Below are 13,175 nucleotides of genomic sequence, written 5' to 3' on the forward strand. Positions count from 1 at the left end.
CCGGCGGGACCCGGGCGGCGGCGCCCGCCGTGCGACCGGCGGTTCGGCGCGACCGTCCCGGGCCCGGCCGGGCGGGGACGTCGTCCGCCAGGCGGCTCAGCGCCCGCATGGCCTCGCGCTCCATGCGCGAGAGGTCGCGCAGGACGGCGCCCGCCCGGGCGAGGCACCGTGCGTCGGCCGATGCGCCGGCCCCGGCGATCAGCGCCGCGACTTCCGTCCACAGGGCGGCTGCCTCGGCGTACAGCCTGTGGCCGGTGCGCAGGCGGCCGCTGTCGATCAGTCGGGCGCATTCGGCGAGGAAGTCGCGGTAGAGGTTGCGGAACAGGGCGCCGCCGGTGCCGGCCTCCTCCATCAGGAGGGCGGCCCGCGGCAGGTCCCGCCGCGGGTCGTCGGTGCGCCGGAGCCAGGTGGGCACCAGCTCGGCGGCCTTCTCGATGCCCCGGTGACCGAGGTTGGCGATGGGCGGGTGGAGGAAGGCGTCGGCGCAGGCGGTGATCGCGGGGACGATCCGGTCCCGTGGGGAGGGCGGGTCCCCCGGGACGGTGAGGGTGAAGGACCGGTGCCTGGCGGTCATCGGGCCGCGCGCGGCCCTGGCCCGGGCGAGGCCGGCCAGGCCGGTGGACACCGCTCCGCCCTGCTGTTCGGTGTCCACCAGGTGGGCGTCGTGGTCGTCGTAGCCGTACAGGGCGACGACATGACCGCCGAAGTGCACCTTCGGCGTGAAGTAGTCCAGGTGGTAGCCGTCGAGCTGCAGTCCGACGGGGTGGCCGGCGTCGACGGCGGCCGTCACGTTCTCCCACGCCCTGCGGGGGGAGGCGGTCTCCTGGACCAGGAGGTCCAGTCCGAGTCCGGCGGCCAGGTTCCTGGTGAGCCGGAAGGGCCTGACCCGTCCTCCGAGGAAGGGGAAGTCGAGGTTCCTGGCGTCCCAGTAGAGGAAGGACAGCCCGGATCCGAGGCCGAAGAGCATGGGCTCGGACAGGCGGAGCCCCTGGTGCCGCAGCAGCACTCCCAGCGTCGACGTCTCGCAGTGCTGTGAACCGCGGGTGTCGACGCCCGCCACCGTGGTCATGCCGGGCCCTCGTGGACGGGGACGGTCAGCCGGGTCGTCAGTTCCTCCTGCGGCGCCTGCGCCGGTCCGACGAGATAGGCTTCGCGCACGGGCGCTCGCGGGCGCAGTCCCCGCTCGTGGACGGCGGCGAAGAGGGCGTTGTAGGCCAGGGGCAGCTGGGCGTAGGGCCCGATGTGCACGGTCTCGACGACAGGACCGCCGGACAGCGCCGCACGCTCCAGGCCGGGTACCTCCCGCTCCTGCGCGGCCCGCACTCCGACGGCGATCTCCATCTCCTCCTCCAGGTCCAGCGGGTACAGCGCCCACAGCGGCGGCTCCCACGCGATTCCCGCCCTGCCGAGCGCGGGCAGCAGCCGGCCCGCGCACTCCTCGACCCGCTTCCCGATCCCCGCGGGGGCGCAGACCGCTCGCACCACTGACAGACGTCGCTCCGGCTCGGTGCCCGTCGTCACCTCGTAGCCGGGCAGACCGTCCTCCACCAGCCGCTCCAGCATCTCCAGCCGTGCCCGGTCCCGGCTGATGCGCTCGGCCAGCCGGTCCCGCTCGGCGCGCAGGACGCGTGCCATGGACCCGGGCTCGGCGGACAGCACCCGGGCGATCACGGCCAGCGGAAGGTCCATCTCGCGCAGCAGGGCGATCGTCAGGGCCTCGCGTGCCTGTCCGGGCGCGTAGTAGCGGTAACCGGAGTCGGCGTCCACGCGGGCCGGCGCCAGCAGCCCCGTCTCGTCGTAGTGCCGCAGCTGCTTGACGCTGAGCCGGCACAGGCGGGCGAAGCGCCCGATGGTGAGCAGTTCGTCTTGCACGTCCTCATGGTGGACTCTCCCACCGTGGGAGAGTCCACCGTTCGGCCGATGCCCGGCGGCCGGTGAACCGCGGCGCCGGTGAGCCGCGGCGCCGCCCTGCTCCTCCTCGTCGCCCGGGGCGGCCGGGGCGCGCGGCGGGCGAGGTCCCGTCCGGGACAGCGCACCTAGGCGGTGGCGTAGTCGGACAGGGCGGGTTCCAGCAGGTCGAAGGCCCGAGCGGCTTCGGCGGTGACGGTCCGGGCGATCCGGTCGTCGGGGTGTCCGGCGAGGGTGAGCTCCTGGATGCGGTGGAACAGCACGCGGTGAACGGTGCCCAGCAGTTCGGCGACGGTCCGGACGGTGATGTCGTCGGGTCGAGCGCCGGTGGCCTCGGCGAGCGCCTGGGCGAGGTGGTGCGCGCGCCGGTCGTGGAGGCCGCGCACACAGGTGCTCAAGGTGGGACTGTCGGCGATCATGCGGGCGAACTCCTGGCCGGAGAACCCGGCGACCGGGTCCTGGGAGGCGACGGAGTCGGCGAAGGCGCGGCGCAGCGCGGCCAGCGCCGATTCCCCGGGGCGCCGAGCGTCCACGGCCCGGGCCAGCGAGGTGGCGAACTGCTCCTGGTGGTCCAGCGCCAGGTCTTCCTTGTGGGGGAAGTAGTTGGTGACGGTCTTCTTGGCGACGCGGGCGGCGGCGGCGATCTCGGCGATGGTCGTCCGCTCGAAGCCCTGGCCGATGAAGAGCCGTGTCGCGTGGTCGGAGATGAGCTGCCGGGTCTCCTGCTTCTTCGTCTCGCGAAGCCCGGCCCCGAGGGCCGGCATCTGAGTAGCCATGACGGAATCTTACCCTCGTAGCATTTTTATGTTGACACTAGATTCTGACCGGAGTAAGTTTACGACCGTTGTAAGTTTATGTTGACCCACGCGACGGAGGAGCGCGGCCGTGCGCGCCCCCGCCGCCGTAGCCGCCGAGCCCGTCCCCGCCGCATCCAGGGAGCCCCGTGCAGTTCACCGCCTCCGCCGTCTCGCTGACCGTCGACGACGTCACCCGTTCGCAGGAGTTCTTCACCGCCCACCTGGGCTACGCCGTCCGGCAGGCCGCCGACGGCTTCGTGTCCCTGTCGCACGACGACGCGGTCGACGTCGTCCTGCTCGCCCGCGGTATCGAGGTGCTGCCGCCCGAGCAGCGTGAGCAGCGCGTCGGCGGTCTGATCCTGGCCTTCACCGTCGCCTCCGGCCTGCGGGAGCAGGAAGAGCGGCTGCGCGAGGCCGGAGTCCGGATCACCATGCCGTTGCGTCAGGAACCCTGGGGCGAGCGCCTGTTCCAGGTCACCGATCCCAACGGAGTGATCGTCCAGTTCGTCGAGTGGGCCGCTCCCGGGAACGGCTGACCCCGTCCCGGCGCGGAGGATCCCGGGCCCGCCGCTCGATCCGCCCCGTCCGCCACCCGCTGCCCGCCGACCGACCGACCGACAAGGAAACTTCCGTGCGCAAGCTCGTGTACTACGTCGCCGCCACCCTCGACGGCTTCATCGCCGGCCCCGACGGCGCCGATCCCACCGGCCCCGACGGCTTCTGGCCGGTCCCCGGCGACTATGTGCAGTACCTGGCCGCGCAGTACCCCGAGACCCTGCCCGCCCCGGCCAGGAAGGCCCTGTCCGTCACCGCGGAAGGCACGCACTTCGACACCGTCCTCGAGGGGCGCAGGACGTACGAGATCGGCCTCGAAGCCGGTATCGCCGACGCCTACCCGCACCTGAGGCACCTGGTGTTCTCCACCACCTTGACCGAGAGCCCCGACCCGGCCGTGGAACTGGTCGCGAGCGACCCGGTGGCGAAGGTGCAGGAGCTGAAGCAGGAGGACGGCAAGGACCTCTGGCTGATCGGCGGGGGCGAACTGGCGGGCGTCCTGTACTCCGAGATCGACCGGCTGATCGTCAAACTGGGCCCGTTGACCATCGGCGCCGGAATCCCCCTCTTCGGCCGCACGGCCGCGTTCGATCCGCGCGTCTGGAACCTGACGGACCACGTCGTCCTGGAGAGCGGGGCGGCGTTCCTCACCTACGCCCGCGGCTGAGGGCGGGACCGTTTCCGCGCATACGGTCACCACGTGGCCCACCTCCCGGCGGAGCGGTCCGGCCTGCGGCGATGTCCGCCGCGGACCGTGGCAGGACGCGGGAGAGCCGCCTCGCCGCTCCCCGGCTGGGCGGCGCGGTCGTCCGGTTCCGGAGCCTCCCCCTGCGGGACCGCGGCTCGGGACGGGCCCTAGGCCGCCGGCGCCTCCTCCGGCCCCGCCGCTCCGGTCGCCGGGGACGGCTCCCCCGGGTCCCCCTCCCCGGTCGCCGGCGCCGGATCCTCCGTACCCGCCCGGCCGCGGAGCTCCGGTGTCGTGGCCGCCACCCCCGTCACCGCGAGCAGGCACAGCAGGCCGCCCGTGACGAGCGCGGCGGCGCCCGAGGACCAGCCGGCCACCATGCCGGCGCGGAGGTTGCCGAGGTGCGGGCCGGCCTGGCCGACGATGGTCTCGGCCGCCGTGACCCGGCCCAGCAGGGCGTCCGGGGTACGGGTCTGGACGATCGTCGTCCGGGACAGGACGGCCACCGCGTCCGCCGCGCCGGCCAGCACCAGCATGCCGAGTCCCGCCCACGCGTTGGTCGTCACGCCGAACAGCGCGAGCCCCACACCCCAGGTGCCGGAGGCGCACAGCATCACCGGCCCCGGCCGGGCCAGCCGGGTCACCGGCCCGGAGAACGCGGACGCGGCCACCCCGCCCACCGCCAGCGCCGACAGGAACAGGCCCAGCGTGTGCGGGTCACCGCCGAAGCGTTCGGCGTTGACCAGCGGGAAGAGGCTGGTCGGCATCGCCAGCACGGTCGCGGCCAGGTCCGTCAGCAGCGCACCGCGCACCACCCGGTGCCCGGTCAGGAAGCGCAGGCCGTCCAGGACGCCGTGCACACCGGGACGGGACTTCCCGCCCTCGGGCGGCAGCGCGGGCAGCCCGAAGGCGCCGTAGAAGGACAGGCCGAAGCTGACCGCGTCCAGCAGGTAGCAGACGCCGATGCCCCACCAGCCGAGCACCACGCCCGCGACGGCCGGGCCGAGCAGCATCATCGCCTGCCCGGTGACCTGGTTCAGGGCGAGGCCCGCGGCCACCTGGTCCTTGGGCAGCAGCCGCGGCACGAACACCCCCGCCGCCGGAGCGCCGAGCGCGCCGAACGAGGCCTGCACCGCCACCAGCGCCAGCACGACGGCCACCGGGACGTGCCCGGTGAAGCCCTGGGCGGCCAGCAGCAGTGAGCAGGCCGCCTGCCCGACCGTGGCGAGGAGGTAGACGCGACGCCGGTCCGCCCGGTCCACCCAGGCGCCCGCGACCAGCCCGAAGCCGATCATCGGCAGCGCCTGCGCCAGGCCGACCGCCCCGCTCCAGACCGCGCTGTGGGTCGTGTCCCACACCTGGTACATGACGGTGACCATGGTCATGAAGCCGCCGAGCGTGGACACCGTGCGCCCGATCAGCAGCCGCCGGAAGACGGGGGAGGTACGGAGGGGACGGACGTCGAGGAGACCGTGGCGGAGCCTCATGACGCCGGAGGCGCGACGGGCGGCGCGGGACGCGCGGGGGGCTGATGCACGGCGCGGAGGCTAACCCGCGGCCGCGCCGGCCCGCCAGTCGATTACCCGCGCCGTCGGACCGGCTCGCGCCGTCGGGCCGGCCTGCTCCGTCGGACCGGTCTGCGGCGTCGGGCGGCCGCACCCCGCCACAGCCGCACCCGCCACGCCCGCACCCGCCCTGGTCGTGTCCTCACCGCAGCCGCCCTACGACGCCCGCGCCCCACCCCGGCCGCCCTACGCGCCCGTGCCCCCGACCGAAGCCGACGGCCGCGCCGACGTCGGCGCCCCGCGCCCCATCCCGCCGCTCAGGCCGACTCGTTCAGCAGCCGCACGAGATGCTCACGCCCCGCCGCCAGCAGCCCCTCCAGCGGCTCGGCCGTCTCGTACCACCGCTTCTCGTACTCCCAGCACAGCCAGCCGTCCCACCCGTGCCGTGCGAGGACCTCCACGCACTCGGCGAGCGGCAGGGCGCCCGCGCCGAGCGCCAGCGGGGTGGTGTCCTCGGCCGAGGCGATGTCCTTGACCTGGACGTATCCGAGGTACGGCGAGAGCGCGGCGTAGGTGTCGAGGGGCTGCTCGCCGCCCAGCCAGGTGTGCATCACGTCCCACAGCGCGCCCACCTGCCGGTGCCCGACGAGTCCGATGACACGGGTCGCGTCGGCGCCGGTGGGGTGGGAGTCGTGGGTCTCCAGCAGGATGCGGACGCCGAGGTCGGCGGCGTGCTCGGCGGCGGTCCCGAGCCGGCGGGCCGCGACGGCGTCCGCCTCCTCGGCGGACTGCCCGCCGGAACCGCCGGGGAAGACGCGGACGAAGGGCGCGCCGAGGTCACGGGCGAGGCCGAGGAGCCCGCGGATCTCCTCGATGACGGGCTCGTCCTCGCCCGGCGCGGCCACGCGCGTGTACCCCGCGAGTCCGAGCACGTCGACGCCCGCCGCCTTGAACTGCGCCGCGACCTCGGCCCGTCGGGCCGCGTCCAGGCCGGGGTGCACCGGCTCCTCCGGATGGGCGCGCAGTTCGACGCCGTGGTAGCCGTGCGTGGTGGCGAGCCGCAGCACGTCGGCGAGCGGCAGACCGGGGACACCGAGGGTGGAGAAGGCAAGCTTCATATCCGCCCCCTACCCGCCGCCCCGGAGCGCACTCCGGGGCGGCCTCGAAGTCCACCCGTCGCCCACCCGGCGCCGCCGCTTCCCCCACCCCGCCCGCACGCCGGCCGCACGCCTGCCCCGGCCCGCCCGCACGCCTGCCCCGGCCGCCCGTCCGCACGCCCGCCCCGGCCCGCCCGCACGCCTGCCCCGGCCGGCCGGCCGCCCGTCCGCACGCCGGCCAGCCGCCCCAGGCGTACGCCCGCCCCGCTCCCGTCCCGGCGGTCCGGCCGAGCCCTACCCCCGGGGCACCCCGGACGACCCCCGCACCATCAGCTCCCCCCGCGCCGTGGCGATCCCGCCGGGCGGCGGTTCCTCCCGGCCCATCGCGATCCGTCCGGCCCGCGCGCCGGCCTCCGCCAGCGGCAGCCGCACCGTCGTCAGCGCGGGCACCGCGTCGACGCTGAACGGCAGGTCGTCGAAGCCGGCCACCGACACGTCCTCCGGGATGCGCAGCCCCGAGTCCCGCAGTGCCGCGCACGCGCCCAGGGCCACCGAGTCGTTGGCGGCGACCACGGCCGTCAGGGACGGGTCCCGGCGCAACAGCTCCAGCGTCGCCTCGTAGCCGGCCCGCCGGTCGTACCGTCCGTGGACCGTCCAGCGCGGGTCCTCCTCGATGCCGGCCGCCGCCAGCGCCTCCCGGTGGCCCTCCAGGCGGTGCCGGGTGGTCGTGCGCTCCTCCGGGCCCGCGATGTACCCGAGACGCCGGTGCCCCAAGCCGATGAGGTGCTCGGTCAGCTCCCGGCCGCCGCCGCGGTTGTCGAAGGTGAGCGCGATCGCCCCGGTGTCCGGCGCGGGCGGCCGCCCGCACAGCACCACCCGCGTCCCGGCCGCGCCCAGCTTGCGCAGCTTCGAGGCGACCGCCGCCGCGTGCGGCTCGTCCTCCACGGCGCCGCCGGTCAGCACCACGGCCGCGGCCCGCTGCCGCTGCAGCAGCGTCAGGTACGTCAGCTCGCGCTCCGGGGAACCCCCGGTGTTGCACACCACCGCGAGCCGCTCGCCGCCGGCTCTTCCGCCCGGCCCGCCGATCTCCGACTGGATCGCGCTCGCCATGATCCCGAAGAAGGGGTCGGCGATGTCGTTGACCAGGATGCCCACGAGGTCGGAGGTCGACGCCGCCAGCGCGCTCGCGGGGCCGTTCAGCACGTAGTCCAGCTCGTCCACCGCCCGCAGCACCCGCTCCCGGGTGGACGCGGCCACGGGGTAGTTCCCGTTCAGTACGCGCGACACCGTCGCGGGGGAGACCTGCGCGCGGGCCGCCACGTCCGCCAGGGTCACCGTCATCTCGTCGTCCTCCGGTCGCGCCTCTTGTCGTGCGTCGTCGTACGCCCATGTAGACAGCCGTGCCAGGGGCACGGTTCCGGGCGTGCGAGCAGACCTTACGGCCAAGGAGTCCGGTTGTTCGCCCCCTCGAACAACTCGGGACGGACACGGTCTTGTCCGGACCGCTGGTCAGAGGCTAGCTTCTCCGTAGATAGAAAGCGCTTGCTGTGACGCTGATCAGGACGAGGCGTACGCGGCGCACACACCCGCGTACGAGACGCGCGCGAACGCTGCGTACGACGCCTACGAAGGGACCGACGTGACACGCAAGACGGTGCGTATCGCCATGAACGGCGTGACCGGGCGCATGGGCTACCGCCAGCACCTGGTCCGCTCCATCCTGGCCATCCGCGAACAGGGCGGGCTCGACCTCGGCGACGGCACCGTGCTGTGGCCGGAACCGGTCCTGGTCGGCCGCCGCGAGCACGCGCTGCGGGCGCTCGCCGAGAAGCACGGGCTGGACCCGGAGAACATCTCGACCGACGTGGACGCCGTCCTCGCCGACCCGGCCGTCGACCTCTACTTCGACGCCCAGGTGACCTCCGCCCGCGAGGAGGCGATCAAGAAGGCGATCGCGGCCGGCAAGCACATCTACACCGAGAAGCCGACGGCCACCGGCCTGGAGGGCGCCCTCGAGCTCGCCCGGCTGGCCGACGCGGCCGGCGTCAAGCACGGCGTCGTCCAGGACAAGCTCTTCCTCCCCGGCCTGCTCAAGCTGAAGCGCCTCATCGACGGCGGCTTCTTCGGCCGGATCCTGTCCGTCCGCGGCGAGTTCGGCTACTGGGTCTTCGAGGGCGACTGGCAGGACGCGCAGCGCCCCTCCTGGAACTACCGCGCCGAGGACGGCGGCGGCATCGTCGTCGACATGTTCCCGCACTGGGAGTACGTGCTCCACGAGCTGTTCGGCCGCGTGAAGTCCGTGCAGGCCATCGCCACCACCCACGTCCCGCAACGCTGGGACGAGAACGGCAAGCCCTACGACGCCACCGCCGACGACGCCGCCTACGGCATCTTCGAGCTCGAGGGCGGCGCCATCGCCCAGATCAACTCCTCCTGGGCCGTCCGCGTCAACCGCGACGAACTCGTCGAGTTCCAGGTCGACGGCACCGAGGGCTCGGCCGTGGCCGGCCTGCGCAACTGCCGCGTCCAGCACCGCTCCGCCACCCCCAAGCCGGTCTGGAACCCGGACATCCCCGCCACCGAGGTCTTCCGCGACCAGTGGCAGGAGGTCCCCGACAACGGCGAGTTCGACAACGGCTTCAAGGCCCAGTGGGAGCTGTTCCTCAAGCACGTCTACGCCGGCGCCCCCTACCACTGGGACCTGCTGGCCGGCGCCCGCGGCGTCCAGCTCGCCGAACTCGGCCTGAAGTCCTCGGCCGAGGGCCGCCGCCTCGACGTCCCGGAGATCGCCCCGTGAGCATCCGCCTCCCCGACAGCACCGGGTCCCTGCGGACGTACGAGCCCCGCACCGAACCCCTCGCCCCCACCCCGGGCGCCCCCCTCACCTCCCGCACGGTCTTCTCGGCCGCGCACGTCGTCGCCGACCCGTACGCGGACGTGTCCCCCGACTCGCCCGCCGCCGTCGACTGGGACGCCACCCTCGCCTTCCGCCGCCACCTGTGGTCGCACGGCCTCGGCGTCGCCGAGGCGATGGACACCGCCCAGCGCGGCATGGGCCTCGACTGGGCGGGCGCGGCCGAACTGATCCGCCGCTCCGCCGCCGAGGCGAAGGCGGTCGGCGGCCGCATCGCCTGCGGCGTGGGCACCGACCAGCTCACCGCCGGCACCCTCGACGAGGTCCGCGCGGCCTACGAGGAGCAGCTCGCGGTCGTGGAGGAGGCGGGCGCCCAGGCGATCCTCATGGCCTCCCGCGCGCTGGCCGCGGCGGCGAAGGGCCCCGAGGACTACCTGGAGGTCTACGGCCACCTCCTGCGCCAGGCCGCCGAGCCGGTGGTCCTGCACTGGCTGGGCCCGATGTTCGACCCGGCGCTGGAGGGCTACTGGGGTTCGTCCGACCTGGACGCGGCCACGGACACCTTCCTGGAGGTCATCGCCGCGCACCCCGACAAGGTCGACGGCATCAAGGTCTCCCTCCTGGACGCCCAGCGCGAGATCGACCTGAGGCGGAGGCTGCCGCAGGGCGTCCGCTGCTACACCGGCGACGACTTCAACTACCCCGAGCTGATCGCGGGCGACGAGAGGGGCTTCAGCCACGCGCTGCTCGGCATCTTCGACCCGCTGGGCCCGCTGGCGGCCGAGGCCGTCCGCGTCCTGGACACGGGGGACACGGCCGGTTTCCGCGCCCTCCTCGACCCCACCGTCGAGCTGTCCCGCCACCTCTTCCAGGCGCCCACCCGCTTCTACAAGACGGGCGTGGTCTTCCTGGCCTGGCTGGCGGGCCACCAGGAGCACTTCACGATGGTCGGCGGCCTGCAGTCGGCCCGTTCCCTGCCGCACTTCGCCCGCGCCTACGAACTCGCCGACGGCCTGGGCCTGTTCCCCGACCCGAAGCTGGCCGAGGAGCGGATGAGGAACCTGCTCGCCCTGTACGGAGTGACCCAGTGAGCAACCCGGACCTGTCCCGCTTCTCCGTCAACCAGATGACGGTGAAGCAGCTGTCGCTGCCCGAACTCGTCGACGCCTGCCGCGACCTGGGCGTCGGCAACGTCGGCCTGTGGCGCGAGCCCGTCCAGGCGTACGGGGTGGAGGACGCCGCGAAGCTGGTGCGCGACGCCGGCCTGACGGTCACCACCCTGTGCCGGGGCGGCTTCCTCACGGCGACCGACCCGGACGAGCGGGCGGCGGCCCTGGCCGACAACCGCCGCGCGGTCGACGAGGCCGCCACCCTCGGCACGGACACCCTGGTCCTGGTCTCCGGCGGCCTGCCCGCCGGGTCCAAGGACCTGCGCGCCGCCCGCGAACGCATCGCCGACGCGCTGGCCGAACTCGGCCCGTACGCCGAGGAGCACGGCGTGAAGCTGGCCATCGAGCCCCTCCACCCGATGTTCGCCTCCGACCGCTGCGTGGTCTCCACCCTCGCCCAGGCCCTGGACCTCGCGGAGCGCTTCCCGGCCCACCAGGTCGGCGTCACCGTCGACACGTACCACATCTGGTGGGACGACGACGCCCCGGCGCAGATCGCCCGGGCGGGCGCGGGCGGCCGCATCCACACCTTCCAGCTGGCCGACTGGACCACCCCCCTCCCCGAGGGCGTCCTCAACGGCCGCGGCCAGATCGGCGACGGCGCGATCGACATGCGGGAGTGGAAGGGCTACGTCGAGGCGGCCGGCTACACCGGGCCCATCGAGGTCGAACTCTTCAACGAGGAGCTGTGGGCCCGCGACGGGCGGGAGGTGCTCGCCGAGACCGCGGAACGCTTCGTCACGCACGCGGCGGACTGACCGACCCGCGGTGTGCCGGGCCGAGGGCCGGCACGCCGCGGGAGAAGACCCCGGGGGCCCGGCGGCGGGAGACGGAGCCGGCGGTGCGGCCCGGCTCCGCGAGGTGCGGCGGTGCGGCGCCGCACCGCCCCGCCACCGGACCCCCGGCACACCGGCCCGCCCAGGGCGGCCGACGGCTCCGTCACGTCACCGCCGCCCGCCCGCCGTCATGACGCCGACGCGTTCCTCCGCCTGGTCGGCGCCCGGCGAAAAAAATCATCCGGGGACCGTGCAACCCTTCCCCGGTGACGGCTGTCGTACATCGCGTCAGGACTTCTTGGAGGGGGATCCGGGGGGATCGCGGGGGGTTCTGATCGGAGGGGGCGAGCCGAGGGGCCCGGTCGACGGACCGGGCCCCTCGTGGTGTTCGGGCAGGCCGGGGAAGGTGGCCTAGAAGAACACCCCGCACCGCAGCAGCACGTTCGCGTACGGCCGCGCCTCCCCGGTCCGTACGATCAGCCGCGCGCCCGCCGACAGCTCCTTCAGCCTCTCGTGCGGGACCCAGGCCGGCTCCGCGAAGTGCTCGTCCAGCAGCGCGGCGGCCTCCGGATTCGCCTCCCGCACCTCCGTCGCCGCCGTCGCGCCCTCCACGACCAGCTCCGCGAGCAGGCCCTCCAGGACCTCGGCGAAGGACGGCACCCCGGCCCGGAACGCGAGGTCCACGACCCGCGGCCCGTCCGGTATCGGCATGCCGACGTCGCACACCAGCACCCCGTCGCCGTGCCCCAGCTCGGCCAGGGCACCCGCGAGATGACGATTGAGGATCCCGGCCTTCTTCACAGGAGCTCACCCCGCTGCTCGTTTCCGGGCGTGCCGCCGGTTTCCCGGCCGGGGGTCCGGGGGGCGTCCCCCGGATGAGCACAGCACAGGGCGTCGACCTCCTCCGCCGTCGGGAACGACTCCTGCGCGCCCCGCCGGGTCACGGCGACCGCCCCGACCCGCGCCGCGTACGCCGCCGCCTCGGCCAGGGACGAACCCGTGCCCAGCCTCCAGGCCAGCGCCGCCGTGAAGGAGTCGCCCGCGCCCGTCGTGTCCACGGCGTCGACCCGGACCGACGCCACCCGCGTGACCCCCTCGGCCGACGCCACCAGCGCACCCTCCGCGCCCAGCGTCACGACCACCGACTTCGGGCCCTTCGCGAGCAGGGCCCGCGCCCAGTCCTCGGGCTCCCCGCCCGTCGCCGATCCGCCCAGGATGACCTTCGCCTCGTGCTCGTTGACGATCAGCGGGTCGCAGGCGGCGAGCACCACCGCGGGCAGCGGACGCGGCGGGGAGGGGTTCAGGACGAAGCGGCTGCCGGGCGCCAGGCTCGCCGCGACCGCCACCACCGTCTCCATCGGGATCTCCAGCTGCGCGGAGACCACCCGGGAGGTCCGGAAGAGGGGGGCGGCGGCCAGGACGTCCTGCGGCGTCAGACGCCCGTTCGCGCCCGGGGACACGACGATGCTGTTGTCGCCCGACGGGTCCACCGTGATCAGCGCGACCCCGGTCGGCGCCCCGCCCACCAGCACGCCCGTCGTGTCGACCCCCGCCGTCCGCTGCGAGTCGAGGAGCAGCCGGCCGTACGGGTCGTCGCCGACCCTGGCCAGCAGGGCCGTGCGGGCCCCGAGACGGGCCGCCGCGACGGCCTGGTTGGCGCCCTTGCCGCCGGGGTGGACGGCCAGGTCGGAACCGAGGACCGTCTCCCCGGCCCCCGGCCGCCGCTCGACGTCGATCACCAGGTCGGCGTTGGCCGACCCCACGACCAGCAGGTCGTAGTCGTACATGAGTTGACTCCCCATTCACGCGGGCCGGGCGGGCGGTCGCCG

12 protein-coding genes and 1 pseudogene are annotated in these 13,175 nt (G+C 74.5%); 5 read left to right on the forward strand and 8 right to left on the reverse strand.

Features of this window, described 5'->3' with window-relative positions:
• Window positions 1–88: 88 nt before the first annotated feature.
• The 3 genes and pseudogenes from ACH4F6_RS07470 to ACH4F6_RS07480 form a co-directional block, all read right to left on the reverse strand.
• Window positions 89–1,069, reverse strand: a pseudogene (locus tag ACH4F6_RS07470) (BtrH N-terminal domain-containing protein); the annotation flags it as partial.
• Complete coding sequence (locus tag ACH4F6_RS07475; protein ID WP_397958953.1) at window positions 1,066–1,872, reverse strand: MerR family transcriptional regulator; 807 nt, start codon at window positions 1,870–1,872, stop codon at window positions 1,066–1,068. The gene ACH4F6_RS07475 and the pseudogene ACH4F6_RS07470, both read right to left, overlap by 4 nt.
• Window positions 1,873–2,036: 164 nt before the next feature.
• On the reverse strand, window positions 2,037–2,684 hold the full coding sequence (locus ACH4F6_RS07480; protein WP_397958954.1) for a TetR/AcrR family transcriptional regulator: 648 nt from the start codon (window positions 2,682–2,684) through the stop codon (window positions 2,037–2,039).
• Window positions 2,685–2,851: 167 nt separating this feature from the next.
• Here ACH4F6_RS07480 and ACH4F6_RS07485 point away from each other — a divergent pair, with 167 nt between their 5' ends.
• Together ACH4F6_RS07485 and ACH4F6_RS07490 are read left to right on the forward strand one after the other, a co-directional pair.
• A complete protein-coding gene (locus ACH4F6_RS07485) occupies window positions 2,852–3,241 on the forward strand; it encodes a VOC family protein (protein WP_397958955.1) in 390 nt (129 codons plus the stop codon).
• A 95-nt stretch (window positions 3,242–3,336) separates the two neighbouring features.
• Window positions 3,337–3,927, forward strand: coding sequence for a dihydrofolate reductase family protein (locus tag ACH4F6_RS07490; protein WP_397958956.1), 591 nt, complete (start codon window positions 3,337–3,339; stop codon window positions 3,925–3,927).
• A 188-nt stretch (window positions 3,928–4,115) separates the two neighbouring features.
• Here ACH4F6_RS07490 and ACH4F6_RS07495 read toward each other — a convergent pair whose 3' ends face one another.
• The 3 genes from ACH4F6_RS07495 to ACH4F6_RS07505 form a co-directional block, all read right to left on the reverse strand.
• Window positions 4,116–5,432: an MFS transporter gene (locus ACH4F6_RS07495; protein WP_397958957.1), complete on the reverse strand. Its 1,317-nt coding sequence runs from the start codon at window positions 5,430–5,432 to the stop codon at window positions 4,116–4,118.
• A 335-nt stretch (window positions 5,433–5,767) separates the two neighbouring features.
• The gene (locus ACH4F6_RS07500; protein WP_397958958.1) at window positions 5,768–6,568 is read right to left on the reverse strand and encodes a sugar phosphate isomerase/epimerase family protein; all 801 of its coding nucleotides are present in this window, start codon (window positions 6,566–6,568) and stop codon (window positions 5,768–5,770) included.
• A 273-nt stretch (window positions 6,569–6,841) separates the two neighbouring features.
• A complete protein-coding gene (locus tag ACH4F6_RS07505) occupies window positions 6,842–7,888 on the reverse strand; it encodes a LacI family DNA-binding transcriptional regulator (protein ID WP_397958959.1) in 1,047 nt (348 codons plus the stop codon).
• A gap of 298 nt (window positions 7,889–8,186) precedes the next feature.
• On the opposite strand from ACH4F6_RS07505, the gene ACH4F6_RS07510 reads away from it, so the two are divergent.
• The 3 genes from ACH4F6_RS07510 to ACH4F6_RS07520 are packed head-to-tail and all read left to right on the forward strand — an operon-like array spanning window position 8,187 to window position 11,328.
• The gene (locus ACH4F6_RS07510) at window positions 8,187–9,344 is read left to right on the forward strand and encodes a Gfo/Idh/MocA family protein (protein WP_397958960.1); all 1,158 of its coding nucleotides are present in this window, start codon (window positions 8,187–8,189) and stop codon (window positions 9,342–9,344) included.
• The gene (locus ACH4F6_RS07515) at window positions 9,341–10,492 is read left to right on the forward strand and encodes a dihydrodipicolinate synthase family protein (protein WP_397958961.1); all 1,152 of its coding nucleotides are present in this window, start codon (window positions 9,341–9,343) and stop codon (window positions 10,490–10,492) included. Before ACH4F6_RS07510 ends, ACH4F6_RS07515 begins: the two co-directional genes overlap by 4 nt.
• 35 nt (window positions 10,493–10,527) lie before the next feature.
• Window positions 10,528–11,328 carry a sugar phosphate isomerase/epimerase family protein gene (locus ACH4F6_RS07520; protein WP_397959328.1) on the forward strand — a complete coding sequence of 267 codons (801 nt, stop codon included), beginning with the start codon at window positions 10,528–10,530 and terminating at the stop codon, window positions 11,326–11,328.
• A gap of 429 nt (window positions 11,329–11,757) precedes the next feature.
• Here ACH4F6_RS07520 and rbsD read toward each other — a convergent pair whose 3' ends face one another.
• Together rbsD and ACH4F6_RS07530 are read right to left on the reverse strand one after the other, a co-directional pair.
• Window positions 11,758–12,147 (reverse strand): D-ribose pyranase, encoded by a 390-nt coding sequence (gene rbsD, locus ACH4F6_RS07525; RefSeq protein WP_397958962.1) that lies wholly within the window; start codon window positions 12,145–12,147, stop codon window positions 11,758–11,760.
• Complete coding sequence (locus ACH4F6_RS07530; protein ID WP_397958963.1) at window positions 12,144–13,133, reverse strand: ribokinase; 990 nt, start codon at window positions 13,131–13,133, stop codon at window positions 12,144–12,146. Before ACH4F6_RS07530 ends, rbsD begins: the two co-directional genes overlap by 4 nt.
• Window positions 13,134–13,175 lie beyond the last annotated feature (42 nt).

Origin of the sequence: Streptomyces sp. NPDC017936 (assembly GCF_044328485.1) — a bacterium.
Lineage (GTDB): Bacteria > Actinomycetota > Actinomycetes > Streptomycetales > Streptomycetaceae > Streptomyces.

Bases quoted from the DNA above. Each gene is read 5' to 3' on its own strand.
- ACH4F6_RS07480 (WP_397958954.1), bottom strand. From the start codon at position 2,684: ATGGCTACTCAGATGCCGGCCCTCGGGGCCGGGCTTCGCGAGACGAAG.
- ACH4F6_RS07495 (WP_397958957.1), bottom strand. From the start codon at position 5,432: ATGAGGCTCCGCCACGGTCTCCTCGACGTCCGTCCCCTCCGTACCTCC.
- ACH4F6_RS07500 (WP_397958958.1), bottom strand. From the start codon at position 6,568: ATGAAGCTTGCCTTCTCCACCCTCGGTGTCCCCGGTCTGCCGCTCGCC.
- ACH4F6_RS07505 (WP_397958959.1), bottom strand. From the start codon at position 7,888: ATGACGGTGACCCTGGCGGACGTGGCGGCCCGCGCGCAGGTCTCCCCC.
- ACH4F6_RS07520 (WP_397959328.1), top strand. From the start codon at position 10,528: ATGACGGTGAAGCAGCTGTCGCTGCCCGAACTCGTCGACGCCTGCCGC.
- ACH4F6_RS07530 (WP_397958963.1), bottom strand. From the start codon at position 13,133: ATGTACGACTACGACCTGCTGGTCGTGGGGTCGGCCAACGCCGACCTG.